We start from the raw sequence: 15,869 nt of genomic DNA, 5'->3' as shown, positions 1-15,869 counted from the left end.
CTCAGGCGGCGGGTGGGGCGGCTTCCGGTGCCGGTGCCGGTGCGGGTGCTCCCGGCTCGGCGGGAGGTGCTCCTTCCGGTGTCGCTTCGGGCGTCGCCTCCGGGGCCGGCGCAGCGCCACCTGCCAGCGCCCGGACCTGCTCCAGCGCCGAGTAGCCGTGCACGCCGGGGCAGCTGGTGCTGTTGTAGTCGCGGTGGCCGGAGATCATCGGCAGGTTGGATTGAGTCCCGGCCGCGAACTTGGTGCCCGCGAAACCCTCTGACCTGAGGTTCGCGGTGCCCGCAGGGTTCAGACCGGCCTTGCCGAGCCGCCAGCGCAGGAACCGTCCGGCCGCGGCCACTGCCGCCGCGGTGGGCGGCACCTCTTCCAGGTTGCCGATGAACGACAGGCCGACCGTGTCCTTGTTGAATCCGCCGGTGTGGGTGCCCTCCACGTTGCGGTCGAGTCCGCCGAACGCGCCTTCGAAGATCTGTCCGTACTTGTCGACGAGCACGTTGTAGCCGATGTCGCACCAGTTCAGGCTCTGTGCGTGGTACGCGTAGATGCCCCGCACGATCTCGATCGACTGTTGCGGTGTGTAGTCGTTGCTGCCCGCGGTGTGATGCACGATCGCGCCCTTGAGTTGCGGCGAGTACACCGGCTGCGAGCAGCGGATTCCCTCGTCCGCACCCCACTGCTGGCGTGCGACCACCTGCGGTCCGCCGGTCAGCGGGGACAGCAGCGACGAGCCCAGCGACAGCAGCCCCTCGGGGCTGATCAGGGTCGCCTTGAGGGTGTTGAGAGCCGTCTCGGCCAGCTTCGTCACGATCTCGCTCGCGGAGCCGACGGCCAGCTGCGCGAGGTCGCCGCCCTGGGTCTCGGCGGCCGGGATCGCCAGACCGTCCTTCGACGCGGCGACCTGCACCTCACGTGCATCGCCGACCCACACCGGTTCGGTGCCCGCCGGCTTCTCGGCACTCGGGGCGCCGCCCTTCGAGATCTGCTCCAAGACCGTCCACGGACTCCACTTCCCGTCGGGCTGTTTCGCGCGCAGCTTCAGGTCGACGTCGACGGGGCGGTCCCAGGTGAAGGCGACCATCTTGATGGGGTCCTCGCGCACGATGTGCGTCACCGCGGCACCCACCTCGCGCCCGTCACGCATCGTCGTCACGGGAGGGGGAGTGGTGCTCGTCGGTGCGGAAGCCGGATCCGATTCGGTTGTCGGCACGGGCGCCTCGGCGGAAGTGGTCTCCGGGGAGCTCGACTCGGTGGTGCTCGACTCGGTGGTGCTCGAATCGCGGGAAGCGCTCGGCACGATCCCCTTCGGCAGCGGGACCGTCAGATCGGGGAGGGGAACGCATCGGGATCGATCTCCGGCAGCGTGACGCCGGCGGCGGCGAGGCCCGAGGACGCGACATCGAGGATGGCGGCGGGCAGCTCACGCATCGGTACCTGTTCGATCTCGGTGTTGGAGATCTTCTGCTTGTTGTCGACGAGCCGGGTGTCGCCGGCCTGCGGGCCTGAGGTGCTCGCGATCACCGCGAACGGACTCGCGACGACCGCCGCGGCGATGGCCGCGAGAGCGATCGAATGCTTCGGTCGGGGGTAACGCACTGGGGTCTCCTCGCCGGAGGGGGGATCCGGTCATCGATGCGATGTGTGCAGCCTCGCGCGCCGGGCGGGCGTCGAGGCGTGCTCGGTGTCGGCCGCCATCGTGATGCGGATCGGCGCTTCGTGGACATGACACACGCCGACGTCTGACCACTCGTGACTCTCTTGTTACTTATGAGGCCTGTGTTACTGGTGATATTCATGAGGTCACGATCCGGGAGACAACTCGTGATCCGGTTGTGATCTGCTCGACTTGGTGAACGCGAATGAGGTTCACTAATGTCACTTAAGTCCCAATCGTCACATCGGCCACGATTGAGTGAAAGTTGCAGCTTGCTGGAACTTCTGAGGCTGGTGTCGTCGCGACCGAAGGATGTGTTCTGTAGTGAACGAAGCCCGACCCAGACGGCTCCTGCCGGGGAGGCCGGCGACCGGCTCCCGGCCCGCACGGACTCGCGGAAAGTTGCTGACCTGGGCCGCGGCCGGGCTCGCGCCCGCACTGCTGGCCGGAGGACTCGTTGCCGCGAGTTCGACGGAATCGACCCCCGGGGTCGAGCTTTCGGTCGGGTCGACGGTGACGCTGATCGGGCACGGTCATGGCCACGGCCGCGGAATGGGGCAATGGGGTGCGTACGGCTACGCCCGTAAGGGCTGGTCGGCACAGCAGATCCTGCGTCACTTCTACGGTGGAACCACCGCGGGGAAGGTGGACAGGCCCGAGATCATCGTGGCCCTCACGGGTCAGAACTCGGTGAATGTGCATGCGGACGCCGGAATGCGCGTCGGAGGTCAGACGGTGGCTCCCGGACAGGCGGTCAGCCTGTCCGGGGGCACGGCCGCCATTCGCAGCGGCTGCGGCGGTAACGTGCTCCGCTCCGTCCCGGCCACGTTCGTCGAACCGCTGAGCATGGCGCCGAACCGGCCCGCGGCCGAGTTCCTCAAGTTCTGTGGTTCCGAGAAGGCCTACCGAGGCGCATTGGGCCTCGAAGGTGGACGCGTGGTCAACCGCATCCACATCGACGACTACGTCAAGGGCGTCATCCCGCGTGAGAGCCTGCCCGCCTGGGCCGACTCCGGCGGCGCGGCGGCACTGCAGGCGCAAGCCGTCGCCGCCCGCACCTATGCACTCGCCGCGATCGCCGGCGGCAAGAAGATCGACGACACCCAGAACTCCCAGGTGTACGGCGGCGTCTCCGGCGAGGATCGTCGGACCAATGTGGCGGCCGACGCGACCGCAGGCCAGATCCTGCTGCAGAACGGCCAGCCCGCGTTCACCGAGTTCTCCGCCTCGACGGGTGGCTTCTCGGCCGGCGGCCGCTTCCCGGCCGTACCCGACGAGGGTGACACGGTCTCGCCCAATCACAACTGGACCGTGACCGTCTCGGCCGGCACCATCGGCTCGGCCTTCGGTGTGGGTGCTCTCCGGAGCTTCGAAGTGGTCGAGGCCAACGGCCTCGGAGCCGAACACGGCCGCGCTGTCAAGGTCCGTGCCGTGGGTTCCGGCGGAACCTCCGAGGTCTCTGGCGAAGAGGCACGCACCAAACTGAAGCTGAAGTCGTCGTGGTTCACCGTGCAGGGCCAGCCGGCGCCGCGCATCGTCAAGCCGCCCACCGGACCGTCCGGGCCCTCACTGGGACTCGACTTCGGTAGCTTCGGGCAGTTCGTCGACCAGATCATTCCCGGCGGCGCGAAGTTCCTGGAGATCGCCGCGTCGGCCATGGACGGCAAGTTCGCCGACCTAGGCGGGCTCTCCGGCCCCCTCGGAGAGGCGATGGGGCTCCCGTCGCTGACCCCGGACGCCGCGGGCGTCACGCAGGTCTACGAGAAGGGGATGATGTTCTTCACCCCTGCCACGGGACCGCGCGTGCTGGTCGGCAAGAGTCTCGAGCAGTTCCAGGAACGCGGCGGCATCCCGGCGCTGGGGTTCCCCAAGGACGACGGGCTCGGCTAGGAGCTCTCCGGCCCGGCTACGACGATCTGCGCCGCGACATCGACCAGCTTGGTGTTGGTGTCCTGTGACAGACGGGCGAGCAGCGCGAACGCGCCGTTGGCGTCGAGCTTGTAGCGCTCCATAATCATGCCCTTGGCCTGACCGATGATGTCGCGCGAGCTGAGCGCCGCCCGGAGCTGCTGCTTCTCCTGGATGGCGCCGAACGCGGTCGCGGCATGTGCGGCGAACAATTCGCCCAGCAGGCGCGCCTCGGATGGGAATGCGTGGGGACGGGTGCTGTGCAGGTTCAGCGCGCCGAAGTCGTCGCCGTCGATGTAGAGGAAGAAGCATGCCATCGAGCGGATGCCGATGTCGGCGGCCTCCGCGGCGAACCGCGGCCAGCGTTCGTCGACCAGCATGTCGTCGATCCACACGGTCACGTCGTTGACCGCGGCACGGATGCACGGCCCCTCGCCGAGCTCACGCTGCAGTTCGTCGGCCTCGCCGCCCAGGTCGCCGATGATCACCGGGGTCTCGACGACGCCGTTGGTCACGAGGGTCACCGATGCGTACTCCGCGCCCGGGATGGCGTCGACCGCATACTTGGTCATCGCCCGCACCGCAGTCTCGGTGTCGTCGCTCTGTTTGCGCATCTCGCCGGCGATGCGCGTCATCTGCGCCGAGAAATCCGTCACCTCGGTCACTCCTGCCTCCTCGAGAGACCGCGTTCCACGCGTCTCAGCCGGACCGACAGCTGAGCGCAGGAAACGAAACACTCGTTTGTCGAGGATCTATTATGCCGGATCGTATAACCCCTAGGAACTGACGAGTCCCTCTCGTTGCGCAACCGACCGTTCAGGTGACAAATGGAGAACATCGAGTCGGAAATCGGTGTCGGAGTACGACGTCGAGGCCACCATCGGAGACTCGGCCAGAGCGGCGTGGACGTCGTCACCCGACTGGGGATATTCGTCGACGGGCCAGCGCCAGTGGACGGCGACGACCTCCCCACCCGGAGCGAGGGCCGCGGGTAACCGGGCGATCAGTTCGGCGAGGGCGGTCCTGTCCAGGTAGTACAGCACCTCGCTGAGAACGATGAGGTCGAAGCGCTTCGACGGCCAGTCGGCCACGATGTCGCCGACCCGGACATCGACGTGCGGGTGCCCGGTGAGCCGCTGGCGGGCGAGGTCGACGGCGCGCGGGCTCACGTCCGTGCACATCAGCCGATCGCACCGCGTGGCCAGCCCCCCGCTGAGCACACCGATCGAGCATCCGGGTTCGAAGGCCGATCGGTAACGCGGCTTGGTCAGTGCGGCGAGCGTGAGTGCGTACTTGCGCTGTTCGTACCACCGCGAGGTGAATCCCCACGGATCGTCGTTCCCCGCGTACATGTCGTGAAAGTAGCTGTCCGGCAGTCTCATACGAACACGAACTCCCGATGGCGGAGCAATCTGGCCAGGATGTGCGGACCGAGGACGACGGCGTCCTCGGGTGCGTCCGACAGTGCATCGACCTGGGTGACGAAGGCCTCGACCGCCGCACGTTTGCGCTCGAGTGCCTCGTCGTCGAGGTCGAAGGTCTGCACCCGATGCCACGGGACGGCCGGGTCGTCGGGAGTTGCCCAGTGCCACATCCAGATCGGGTACATCCACAACGGCACACCGAACCGGTCGCCGACCCGTCGGGCGCAGCGGCCCACCGTCTCGTGGTCGGGGTGGCCGTCGTGCGCCCACACGGCCAGCAGGCCGGTGGCGACGTCCGGTTTCTCGGCGAGCACCCGGGACACGATCGCCTCGACCTCCTCCTCGTGTTCGGCGAGGGTGCCGTCGGGGAGGCCGCACCATCGCGATGGGGATAGGCCCAATAGTGCTGTCGCCGAATCGAGTTCGGTGCGCCGTCGACCGGCGAGCTGTTCCGGTGTGAGTGTCGGCGAGCCCGGGTGCGACGCCGCTCCGTCGGACAGGCACACCGTCACCACCTCGATCCCGCGGCGCGCGGCTGCGGAGATCAGTGCCCCGACCCCGAGCACCTCGTCGTCGGGATGCGCGGACAGCACGACGAGACGCTCCACCGACAGGTCGACGCCCGGCCACCGCCCCCGGGTGGCGAACCAGCGTTGCCACTCCGCCTCCGGGGTTCCCGTCTCTGCCACCGGGGTCGCGGCGAAACGTTCCGACATGCTGCCGGCATCCGAGGTCATGAATCCTCCTCCGACGAATCCGCGAGGGGGCCCGGGATGTTCTCGTCGACGAGTGACCCGAGAACCGCGAGGTCGGCGTCGGCGTGTGACTGCCGGATGTAGACGGTGAGGTCGGCGACCGCCTGTGCGTGATCGGGATCGGCGACCAGCGGCCCGGGGCCGAGCGCACGACCGACCCGGTCGATGACGGCGGTGGCGATCTGTTCGATCGACCACCGCAGGGCGAATGCCTCGCGCTGCGACGGAGCGGTGGGATCGGCGTCGATGTGCCGGGCAGCGGCTTCGATCGCGGCCCACCCGGTCGCGAGCTGTGCATCCACCGCACCCGCGTGCATCCGCAGGAGAGGGTCGTCGGAACGGCTCACCGCGCGGTACAGCGGTCGGGCGACGCGCCGAGCTCCGCCGAACCAGCACGCCGCGACTCCCATCCCGCCGTGCCAGAAGCCGGGACGGGCGAGATACGCCCCGACCCGACCGACTGCCGTAGCGGGCACCGAGTCGAAGGTGACGGTCCCGGTGTCGGTGGCGCGCATGCCGGCGGCGTGCCAGGACGAGAAGTCGGTGGACACGCCGGGGTGCCGCAGGTCGACTGCGAACAGGCGATTGCCGTCGGCCGTCGCGGCCGTGACGAGCGCATGGGTGCACGCCCCCGCGCCCGAGCACCACTCCTTGACGCCGACGAGCTCGAATCCGTCCGCGACCGACCGGGCGTCGACCCCCGTCCCAGGCGGCTGAGCAGCCCAGACACCCCAGAACTCGCCCGGACGGACCCCGCCGCCGACGATCTCGCCGAGAATGGCGTCGGCGTCGGCGTGCGCCTCGACGAGCCGCCCGGTGCTGATGTCGTCGGAGCAGAGGCGGGTGAGCGCAGCGAAGCGCCCGAGCGTCGTACCGGTGCCGGGCCGCGGCAGGCCGAACCCGGCGGAGTCGACGATCCCGCGGGCGGCTTCGGTGCTCATCGGGACGCCTCGGGAGCTTGATCGGTGAGTTCACGAAGATAAGAGGCGAAACCATCGACGGTCCGGCCGATCCGTCGCGTCGACGTACGAACCGGGGCATCGGCGCCCCACACGATCGGCACGGCGGAATCCTCGAGCCGCCGGACGAGGTCGACGTCCTCGTGCGCGTCGAGCTCCCGGAATCCGCCCGCTGCGGCATACGCGGTCGCTCGTATGCCCAGATTTGCCCCGTGCACGTGACGGTGACCGGGTCGGGCGTCGTAGCGGGCGTCGAACATCGACCCGATTCCCCGCGGCCATCCGTCGAAGCCGTCCGGAGTGACTATCCCCACGAAAGCGTCCGCACCGGAGTCCGCCGCCTCCACGTGGGTGAGCAGCCAGTCGGGCGGCACCGCCGAGTCGGCATCGGTCGTCGCGAACCAGGTGGTGTCGGCCGGTGTCGGTGATGCCGCGGCGAAGCCCGCCCGCCGCGCGGCACCGACACACCTGGCGGTCACGTGCAGTGTCGTCACGTGGTCGGGTACCGCACCGGCGGAGTCGTCGTCGCAGGAGTCGAGCACCACGATCACCTGCACCGATTGCCGAAGTCCCGCGACCGCGGCGTCGAGTGCGGCGAGACAGGAGGGGAGTAGGACCTGCTCGTTGTGGGCGGGCACGACGACCACGATGTCCGTGATGGCGGACGCCACCGCGGGAGGTGGCATTGCAGCCACGGGTGCCGACAACTCAGGCGATGACGTCACGGTGCCCCGAACTACTCGAGAAGCAGAGGAACCGGCCCGATGGCTGCAGACCGACGATCGAACATTACCCGGCGACCACCGTGGCTCGGAGAATCATCAGGAAGGGTCCGTTACCCTGAGGACCCGTGGCAACCACTAGCAGCTTTGACCTGATCGTCGTCGGCTCCGGATTCTTCGGTCTCACCGTCGCCGAGCGGGCGGCCACCCAGCTGGGCAAGCGGGTCCTCGTGATCGAACGGCGCAACCATCTCGGTGGCAACGCCTACTCCGAGGCCGAGCCGACGACCGGTATCGAGGTCCACAAGTACGGCGCCCACCTGTTCCACACCTCCAACGACCGGGTGTGGGAGTACGTGAACCAGTTCACCGACTTCACGAACTACCAGCACCGCGTCTTCGCGCTGCACAACGGGCAGGCCTACCAGTTCCCGATGGGTCTCGGCCTCATCAGCCAGTTCTTCGGTCGCTATTTCTCGCCCGACGAGGCGCGCAAGCTGATCGCCGAGCAGGCCGGCGAGATCGACACCGCCGATGCCAAGAACCTCGAAGAGAAGGCGATCAGCCTCATCGGGCGGCCGCTCTACGAGGCGTTCATCAAGCACTACACCGCCAAGCAGTGGCAGACCGATCCCACCGAGCTGCCCGCGGGCAACATCACCCGGCTCCCGGTCCGGTACACCTTCGACAACCGGTACTTCAACGACAAGTACGAGGGCTTGCCGGTCGACGGTTACACCGCCTGGCTGGAGAACATGGCCGCCGACGAGCGCATCGAGGTCCGCCTGTCGACCGACTGGTTCGCCGTCCGCGACGAGCTGCGGGAGCAGAACCCGGACGCACCGGTCGTCTACACCGGCCCGCTGGACCGCTACTTCGAGTACTCGGCCGGCCGACTCGGCTGGCGCACACTCGATTTCGAGACCGAGGTACTCGACACCGGCGATTTCCAGGGCACCCCGGTGATGAACTACAACGACGCCGACGTGCCGTACACGCGGATTCACGAGTTCCGTCACTTCCATCCGGAGCGGGACTCCTACCCCGCGGACAAGACCGTCATCATGCGCGAGTTCAGCCGCTTCGCCAACGACGACGACGAGCCGTACTACCCGATCAACACCGCCGACGACCGGGCCAAGCTCTCGGCCTACCGTGAACTCGCCCGGACCGAGACCGCCAGTGCGAACGTGTTGTTCGGTGGTCGTCTCGGCACCTACCAGTACCTCGACATGCACATGGCGATCGCCAGCGCGCTCACCATGTTCGACAACACCCTGGCGCCGCATCTGCGTGACGGTGCGCCGCTGGTGTCCGACCCCGCAGGAGCCGAATAGATGACGGTGACCCCCGTGAACCAGGCCGAGATCCCCGATGCGGGCATCGGGCCGTCGAAGGCGAAATCCCTTCTGCAGCGCGTCATCTTCCCGCGCGCGGGTGAGCCGCTCGACGTGCGGTCGCTGTACCTGCTCGAGTCGGACTCCAACAACCGGCGGGCGCATGCGCCGAGCCGGACCTCGGTGCTGCTCGGCGGCGAATCGGAGGTCAGCTTCGAGACCTACTTCAACGGCTTCGCGGCCGCCTACTGGCGCCGCTGGAGCATCCTGGACTCGGTCGTGCTGCGCATCGAGGTGGTCGGCACCGCTCGAGTCGACCTGTATCGCTCCAAGATCGACGGCTCGCGCATCGGCATCGGCGGCGACCTGATCGCCACCGACGAACATGGCCGCGGTGTGGTCGAATTCGAACTCGACCTCGGCCCGTTCGAGGACGGTGGCTGGATCTGGTTCGACATCACCACTGACACCGACACCGAGATCGTCTCCGCCGGTTGGTATTCGCCGATCGACGCGCCGACCTCCGACGCCGACACCAAGCGCGTCACCGTCGGCATCCCGACCTTCAACCGGCCCACCGACGCGGTGAACGCGTTGGCCGCGTTGACCTCCGACCCGATGGTCGACGAGGTCATCGACGCGGTCATGATGCCCGACCAGGGCACCAAGAAGGTCGTCGACGAGCCGGGGTACGCCGAGGCCGCCGCGGCTCTCGGGGACCGGCTCCGCATCTTCGACCAGGGCAACCTCGGCGGCTCGGGCGGCTACGCGCGCATCATGTACGAGGCGCTGCGACTCACCGATTCGCCGTACATCCTCTACATGGACGACGACATCGCCATCGAGCCCGACTCGATCCTGCGCGCGCTCGCCATGTCGCGATTCGCCAAGTCCCCCATGCTCGTCGGCGGGCAGATGCTCAACCTGCAGGACCGCAGTCACCTGCACTGCATGGGCGAGGTCATCCGCCGCGACACCTTCATGTGGACCGCTGCGCCGTTCGTCGAATACGACCACAACTTCTCCGAATACCCGCTGCGGGATCGTGAGAACTCGAAGAACCTGCACCGCCGGATCGATGTCGAGGGCAACGGCTGGTGGATGTGCATGATCCCCCGCGAATGCGCCGAGACCATCGGCCTGCCGATGCCGCTGTTCATCAAGTGGGACGACTGGGAATTCGCGCTGCGTGCGGCCAAGGCCGGGTACCCGACGGCCACCATCCCGGGCATCGCGATCTGGCACATGGCGTGGAGCGACAAGGACGACGCCATCGACTGGCAGGCGTACTTCCACCTGCGCAACCGGCTCGTCGTCGCGTCCATCCACCATGACGGTCCGATCAAGGGCATCATCCGCTCGATGACCAAGGCGACCGCGAAACACCTTCTGTGCCTCGAGTATTCGACGGTCGCCATCCAGAACGAGGCGATCCGCGACTTCCTCGCCGGGCCCGAGCACATCCGCAGCCTGCTGCCGACCGCGCTGCCCAAGGTCGCGGCGATGCGCAAGGAGTTCCCGGACGCCGTCGTGCTGCCGTCGGCCACCGAGCTGCCCCGAACCTCCGGTGAGGCAACGCATCTGGGTACCTCGATCCCGCTGAACCCGATCAGCAAGGTCAAGGCGCTGGCCGCTGCCGTCGTCAACAACGCGCGCCCCGCCGACCCGCGGCATCACGAGGTCCCGCAGGCGAACTACCCGCCGATCGAGGCGCGCTGGTTCTCCCTCGGCCGCGTCGACGGTGTCACCGTCACCACGGCCGACGGTCGGGGAGTGGTGTACCGGCAGCGTGATCGCGAGAAGATGATCGCGCTCGCGCGTGAGCATTTCGCTCTGATCAAAGAACTTCAGGACAAGTTCGGCGACATGAAGCAGCAGTACCGCGCCGCACATCGTGAGTTGACCAGTAAGGAGAGCTGGGCGGGTGTCTTCGGAATCGAGTAGTCCCGACGTGCAGGCTGAGGAGTCGACAAAGCTCCCGGCCGACGACGCCCCCAGGCCCCTCGCGGGTGAGGAGAAGGTCCTCGTCGCCATCCAGACGGGCATCGGTTCCCGCCCGGGTGTGCGGTCGGCGGCGCGCGGTCTGTCGCACTTCGGCGAGCACGCCCTGGGCTGGCTGGCGATCTCGGGCGCCGGCTGGACGCTGGCGCGTGCCCGTGGCGATGTGCGATCGCAGCAGTTGTGGATCGAAGCCGGTGTGGGTGCCTTCGGCGCACACGCGGCCTCGGTGATCATCAAGCGCATCGTGCGCCGGCCCCGGCCGGCCCACCCGGCCATCGACATCGGGGTGTCCACGCCGAGCAAGCTGAGCTTCCCGTCGTCGCACGCCACCTCGACCACGGCAGCGGCGATCCTCATCGGGCGGGCGGCCGGCTGGGACGCCAGGGTGCTGCCCGCCGCGTTGGTGCCGCCGATGCTCCTGTCGCGTCTCGTACTCGGCGTTCACTATCCGACAGACGTCACCGCGGGTGCCGCGATCGGTGCCGCGAGCGCAGCGGCGGTCATCGCGGGCGATAAGGTGCTGCTCGAACCCACCCGGAATGCTCCGGCTTCAGGACGTGCCCGTCGCGCGGCGCGCGTCCTGACCCGGCTCGGCCTCACGGCCGCGGTGCCCGGCGGGCCGCTGCGACTCGCCGCGTCCCCCGTCATCGCACGGGTGACACGACACAGGGAGAGTGCATGAGCGAGGAGCCGATCGAGCACGGGAAGGTCGCCGGGCCCCCGAAGAACCTGACCGCCGGGCTGATCAAGGCGATCCGCCCGCGGCAATGGGTGAAGAACGTCCTGGTGCTCGCCGCGCCGCTGGCCGCGGGCAACATCACCGACGCCTCGGTGCTGGCCTCCGCGGGCATCGCCTTCGTCGCGTTCTGCCTCGCCGCGTCGAGCATCTACCTGGTCAACGACGCGATGGACGTCGAGTCCGACCGTAATCACCCGACCAAGCGGTTCCGTCCGATCGCCGCCGGCGTGGTCCCGGTGCCGCTGGCCTACGGCCTCGCAGCGGTGCTGCTGGCCGCGTCGATCGGCATCTCCTTCCTGGCGAACTGGCAGACCGCGGTGGTCATCGCGATCTACCTGGTCATCCAGCTCGGTTACTGCTTCGGCCTCAAGAACCAGGCCGTCATCGACATCTGCATCGTGTCGTCGGGATTCCTGCTGCGCGCGATCGCCGGCGGTGTCGCCGCCGAGATCGTGCTGTCGCAGTGGTTCCTGCTCGTCATGGCCTTCGGCTCGCTGTTCATGGCGGCCGGCAAGCGGTACGCCGAGCTGCAGCTCGCCGAGCGCACCGGCGCCAAGATCCGCAAGGCGCTCGAGTACTACACGACCACCTACCTGCGTTTCGTGTGGACGCTGTCGGCCACGGGCGTCGTCGTCTTCTACGGACTCTGGGCCTTCGACAAGGGCTCCGACCATGACACCAACGTCGCGTACGCGATCTCGATGGTGCCGTTCACGGTCGCGATCCTTCGCTATGCGGTCGACGTCGACGGCGGTGCGGCGGGCGAACCCGAGGAGATCGCCCTCGGCGACCGTGTACTGCAGCTGCTGGCCGTGGCCTGGTTAGTATGCGTGGGTGTCGCGGTCTATGCAGTCAATTGACGGTCTGCAGTCCACCGACGGTGTCGGTATCGATTCCGTCGACGAACCCGAGGTAGAAGGCACCCGGGCGTCTGGCACGCCCGTCATCGACAAGGCGCGCCGACGTCTCGCCGCGGTCAGTTTCCTGATCGGCGCAGTCGCCGTCAGCACGTTCTTCGCGATCGGGGCCTGGCAGCGGCGGTGGATCGCCGACGACGGTCTGATCGTGCTGCGCACGCTGCGGAACCTCTTCGCGGGCAACGGACCGGTGTTCAACGCGGGCGAACGCGTCGAGGCCAACACCTCGACCGCCTGGACCTACCTGCTGTGGTTCTGGGCGTGGGTCACCGACGGCCAGCTCGAGTACGTCGCCCTCTGGGTGGCCCTGGTGTGCTCGGTCGCCGCGATCCCGATCGCCATGTACGGCAGCGCACGTCTCTACGGCAACCGCCTGGGCGGCATCACCGGTGACGGCTGGACGCTGCTGCTCCCGTTCGGCGCCATCATCTACATCGCCATCCCCCCGGCCCGCGACTTCGCGACGAGCGGACTGGAGAACGGCCTCTGTATCTTCTGGGCCGCCGTCCTGTGGTGTCAGCTCGTCGCCTGGGCTCGACGCGGTCCTCAGTCCACGCGCAAGGCCTCGGCGGCGACGCTCGCGCTCGCGTTCACCGCGGGTCTCGCACCATTGATCCGGCCCGAGCTCACCGTGTTCGGCGGACTGGTGCTGGTGCTGGTCTTCTTCGCGCCGCTCGGCTGGAAGATGCGCCTCGGCGTGGCCGTCGTCGCCGGTGCCCTGCCGGTGGGTTACCAGATCTTCCGGATGGGCTACTACGCCCTCCTGGTCCCCAACCCGGCGGTCGCCAAGGACGCCAGCGGTGCCAAGTGGGAGCAGGGTTTCGCCTATCTGACCAACCTGTTCGGTCCGTACATTCTGGTGCTGCCGGTCGTGCTGGCCGTCGTCGCCGGTGTGATCCTCATCGTCGGCGCACGTCTACGCGCGGATGCCGGTGCGAGCACGGCCGATACCGACCGCTCCCGGCCGGCCGCGCTGTCGGCCCGGCTCCAGTCGTCGACCGCCGTGGTGACCGTGGTCGCCGTCGCCGGTCTCGTCCTGATCGTCTACTGGATCCGCCAGGGCGGCGACTTCATGCACGGCCGCGTGCTGCTCGTGCCGCTGTTCGTGACGCTGCTGCCGCTCATGGTCGTGCCGCTGACGGTCCCCGCGCACCTCGGTGCCGCCTTCGGCCGGCGTCGTGCCGTGGAGAAGTCCGTCATCGACGACGATCCGGAACCCGTCGAGGTGTCCCCGGCCGAACGTCGCCGGACCCGCGTCGGACTGGCCGGTGCGGTCGCCATGGCCGGACTGTGGATCACCGTCCTGGTCTGGGGGATCAGCACCCACGCGAACGTGCTTCCCAATGCCGGCATCGACATCGGACGCAGCGGCATCGTCGACGAGCGTCGCTTCTACGTGACGAACATGGGCAACGAGAACCCGGTGACCGCCGAGGACTACCTCGCCTACCCGCGCATGAGCGCGATGGTCGAGAAGATCGACAAGTATCGCGAGGACGGCGGCGTCATCCTGCCGTCGTTCAACTACGACGAGTGGTACGTCGCGCAGCTGCCCGCGGTGATGCCCCGTGGGGCCGAGCGCAAGGTGACGGTCTACTTCCTCAATCTCGGCATGACGAGCATGAACGCGCCTCTCGACGTGCGCGTCATCGACCAGATGGGTCTGGCGTACCCGCTCGCCGCTCACACCGAGCGGCTCGAGGACGGCCGTATCGGGCACGACAAGATCCTGCCCAGCGAATGGGTCGTCGCCGAGGCCGGGGCCTACCCGCGCAAGCCGGTCCTGCCGGGGTACCTCGACGAGGACCTCGTCCGCCAGGCGCAGGTGGCCCTGCAATGCCCCGAGACGAAGGACCGGTTCGCCTCCTTCGAGGGACCGTGGTCGTTCACCCGCTTCAAGCACAACCTGAAGCAGGCGTTCACGTTCAACAGCTATCGGATCCAGCGGGAACCGGAGTACGAGATCGCCCGGTGCGGACTCGAGATGCCGCCGCCCGTGAATCCGGACTAGTCGGACATCCGAGGGTCACGCGGGTGCGCGCGACTCTCACATACGAACCCAAACAAACCCGCAGAAAACCCGTACTCTGCCCTGAGGACTTGCCCCGGAACATCTCGGATCGGTAACGTCCCGGCGTCAGAGGTCGATAATCCGGTCGTGACCGAGGTGTCGTGGCAAGTGCCGGGGCACGCTCGGTGGCGGGGGTTGTGATCGCTATCACAAGGTTTGTCACGCTCGGGGGCATCGAATAGGCTCGCCGACGGCGAATCGCATGCGAGATCGGCTCGGAACCATCGTCGCGCCGCGCACAGCGCCGGGCGACGAGAGATGTGAGACGCACAAGAACCGGTCGGGTTCTGCGGGAGGCGAGACCTCCCCGATCCGATCGGCCGAAGAGGGAGATTCTGTACATGCGTGAAGCTGCCACTCAGGCGAACAAGCCTGCGCGCGGCCGGACGGGTAACCGGCTGGTCGCCGCACTCGTAGCCGTGCTGACAGTTGTGGGTCTCACCGGCGTGGTCGCCGGACAGGCCACCGCCCGTATCGGCGGAACGCAGGTCGGCAAGCAGGAATTCTTCATCAACGGCTGCGGAATGCCCGATGTGAAGGTCCGCGCCTGGAAGCGACCGGGCAACTACAAGACCGTCATCCTGCTCGACGGCATGCGCGCCCAGTACGACTACAGCGGCTGGGAGATCAACACCAACGTCCAGGAGATGGTGAAATCCGGCGTCAACGTCGTCGAGCCCATCGGTGGACCGGCCAGCTTCTACACCGACTGGGATGCACCCAGTAACTTCAACGGCCAGAAGTACCGGTACCGCTGGAACTGCGCCATCACCAGGTCGCTGGTCGGCGCCCTCGACAAGCGCGGTTTCCGCGTCGGGCCGTCGAACCGCTACGCGATCATGGGCCTGTCGATGGGCGGTAACGCGGCCCTCGTCATCGGCGCGCAGAACCGCCAGCACTTCGACCGTGCCGGCTCGCTGTCGGGCTACAACTTCCTCAGCGCTCCGGGTATGCGCACCGCACTGCGCCTGGCGATGTTCGACGTCGATCCCAAGCCGTGGAACATCGACGCCATGTGGGGCCCGCCGTGGAGCATCCGCTGGTTCCAGAACGATCCCTTCTGGAACATCGGCAACATGCGCGGCATGAAGCTCTTCGTGGGCTCGGGCAACGGTCTCTTCGGCCGGTACAACGCACTGCCCAACGTCTTCGACGACCTGTTCAAGGGTTCGACGCTGGAGCTGCTGGCGTTCACGCAGTCGAAGGCCTTCGAGGCAGCCGCGTTCGTCCAGGGCGTGCCGCTCATGACGTACTACGCCAATGGCACGCACGCTTGGGGCTACTGGCAGGACATGGTCTGGAACGCCAAGAACCGCGGATTCTTCCGCTGATCGGCAACAGACCGGCCTGACACGGCCTTCACGGCGCCCCGTCCGGGATTCCCG

The 15,869-nt window shown here is 67.8% G+C and carries 12 protein-coding genes and 1 pseudogene; 7 read left to right on the top strand and 6 right to left on the bottom strand.

Going from position 1 to position 15,869, the window contains the following annotated elements; translation table 11 throughout:
- Position 1 precedes the first annotated feature (1 nt).
- Positions 2-1,593: pseudogene (locus GOALK_RS10630) on the bottom strand (peptidoglycan recognition protein family protein).
- Between the two features lie 460 nt (positions 1,594-2,053).
- Between GOALK_RS10630 and GOALK_RS10625 the strand changes: the two are divergent.
- The gene (locus GOALK_RS10625; RefSeq protein WP_006358816.1) at positions 2,054-3,541 is read left to right on the top strand and encodes a SpoIID/LytB domain-containing protein; all 1,488 of its coding nucleotides are present in this window, start codon (positions 2,054-2,056) and stop codon (positions 3,539-3,541) included.
- On the opposite strand, the gene GOALK_RS10620 is transcribed toward GOALK_RS10625, so the two are convergent.
- From GOALK_RS10620 to GOALK_RS10600, 5 genes are all read right to left on the bottom strand, one after another.
- The gene (locus GOALK_RS10620; protein WP_006358815.1) at positions 3,538-4,224 is read right to left on the bottom strand and encodes a GAF and ANTAR domain-containing protein; all 687 of its coding nucleotides are present in this window, start codon (positions 4,222-4,224) and stop codon (positions 3,538-3,540) included. The two genes, GOALK_RS10625 and GOALK_RS10620, sit on opposite strands and share 4 nt — an antisense overlap.
- A 111-nt stretch (positions 4,225-4,335) precedes the next feature.
- Positions 4,336-4,941, bottom strand: a complete 606-nt coding sequence (locus tag GOALK_RS10615; RefSeq protein WP_006358814.1) for a class I SAM-dependent DNA methyltransferase — start codon at positions 4,939-4,941, stop codon at positions 4,336-4,338.
- Positions 4,938-5,720 (bottom strand): PIG-L deacetylase family protein, encoded by a 783-nt coding sequence (locus GOALK_RS10610; protein ID WP_006358813.1) that lies wholly within the window; start codon positions 5,718-5,720, stop codon positions 4,938-4,940. Before GOALK_RS10610 ends, GOALK_RS10615 begins: the two co-directional genes overlap by 4 nt.
- Positions 5,717-6,679 (bottom strand): acyl-CoA dehydrogenase family protein, encoded by a 963-nt coding sequence (locus GOALK_RS10605; RefSeq protein WP_006358812.1) that lies wholly within the window; start codon positions 6,677-6,679, stop codon positions 5,717-5,719. Before GOALK_RS10605 ends, GOALK_RS10610 begins: the two co-directional genes overlap by 4 nt.
- Entirely contained in the window at positions 6,676-7,383 is a 708-nt protein-coding gene (locus GOALK_RS10600; protein WP_006358811.1) for a glycosyltransferase family 2 protein, read from the bottom strand. The genes GOALK_RS10605 and GOALK_RS10600 overlap by 4 nt, the downstream gene beginning before the upstream one ends.
- Before the next feature lie 164 nt (positions 7,384-7,547).
- Here GOALK_RS10600 and glf point away from each other — a divergent pair, with 164 nt between their 5' ends.
- The 6 genes from glf (at position 7,548) to GOALK_RS10570 (ending at position 15,815) form a co-directional block, all read left to right on the top strand.
- Positions 7,548-8,756, top strand: a complete 1,209-nt coding sequence (gene glf, locus GOALK_RS10595) for a UDP-galactopyranose mutase (RefSeq protein WP_006358810.1) — start codon at positions 7,548-7,550, stop codon at positions 8,754-8,756.
- A complete protein-coding gene (locus GOALK_RS10590; protein WP_006358809.1) occupies positions 8,757-10,700 on the top strand; it encodes a glycosyltransferase in 1,944 nt (647 codons plus the stop codon).
- Complete coding sequence (locus GOALK_RS10585; protein WP_040004119.1) at positions 10,681-11,439, top strand: phosphatase PAP2 family protein; 759 nt, start codon at positions 10,681-10,683, stop codon at positions 11,437-11,439. The genes GOALK_RS10590 and GOALK_RS10585 overlap by 20 nt, the downstream gene beginning before the upstream one ends.
- A complete protein-coding gene (locus GOALK_RS10580) occupies positions 11,436-12,356 on the top strand; it encodes a decaprenyl-phosphate phosphoribosyltransferase (RefSeq protein WP_006358807.1) in 921 nt (306 codons plus the stop codon). Before GOALK_RS10585 ends, GOALK_RS10580 begins: the two co-directional genes overlap by 4 nt.
- Positions 12,343-14,424 (top strand): arabinofuranosyltransferase AftB family protein, encoded by a 2,082-nt coding sequence (locus GOALK_RS10575; protein WP_006358806.1) that lies wholly within the window; start codon positions 12,343-12,345, stop codon positions 14,422-14,424. Before GOALK_RS10580 ends, GOALK_RS10575 begins: the two co-directional genes overlap by 14 nt.
- 401 nt (positions 14,425-14,825) lie before the next feature.
- Positions 14,826-15,815 (top strand): alpha/beta hydrolase, encoded by a 990-nt coding sequence (locus tag GOALK_RS10570; protein ID WP_006358805.1) that lies wholly within the window; start codon positions 14,826-14,828, stop codon positions 15,813-15,815.
- Positions 15,816-15,869: the final 54 nt, after the last annotated feature.

The sequence above is a fragment of the Gordonia alkanivorans NBRC 16433 genome (assembly GCF_000225505.1).
GTDB classification, from domain to species: Bacteria; Actinomycetota; Actinomycetes; order Mycobacteriales; family Mycobacteriaceae; genus Gordonia; species Gordonia alkanivorans.
The sequence above is the reverse complement of the archived record's forward strand: the minus strand, read 5'-3'. Positions and strand labels throughout refer to the sequence as shown.

What these genes read in the sequence shown, in the direction of transcription:
- GOALK_RS10615 (WP_006358814.1), bottom strand. Translation starts at nt 4,941, where the DNA reads ATGAGACTGCCGGACAGCTACTTTCACGACATGTACGCGGGGAACGAC.
- GOALK_RS10610 (WP_006358813.1), bottom strand. Translation starts at nt 5,720, where the DNA reads ATGACCTCGGATGCCGGCAGCATGTCGGAACGTTTCGCCGCGACCCCG.
- GOALK_RS10605 (WP_006358812.1), bottom strand. Translation starts at nt 6,679, where the DNA reads ATGAGCACCGAAGCCGCCCGCGGGATCGTCGACTCCGCCGGGTTCGGC.
- GOALK_RS10600 (WP_006358811.1), bottom strand. Translation starts at nt 7,383, where the DNA reads ATGCCACCTCCCGCGGTGGCGTCCGCCATCACGGACATCGTGGTCGTC.
- GOALK_RS10590 (WP_006358809.1), top strand. Translation starts at nt 8,757, where the DNA reads ATGACGGTGACCCCCGTGAACCAGGCCGAGATCCCCGATGCGGGCATC.
- GOALK_RS10580 (WP_006358807.1), top strand. Translation starts at nt 11,436, where the DNA reads ATGAGCGAGGAGCCGATCGAGCACGGGAAGGTCGCCGGGCCCCCGAAG.
- GOALK_RS10575 (WP_006358806.1), top strand. Translation starts at nt 12,343, where the DNA reads ATGCAGTCAATTGACGGTCTGCAGTCCACCGACGGTGTCGGTATCGAT.
- GOALK_RS10570 (WP_006358805.1), top strand. Translation starts at nt 14,826, where the DNA reads ATGCGTGAAGCTGCCACTCAGGCGAACAAGCCTGCGCGCGGCCGGACG.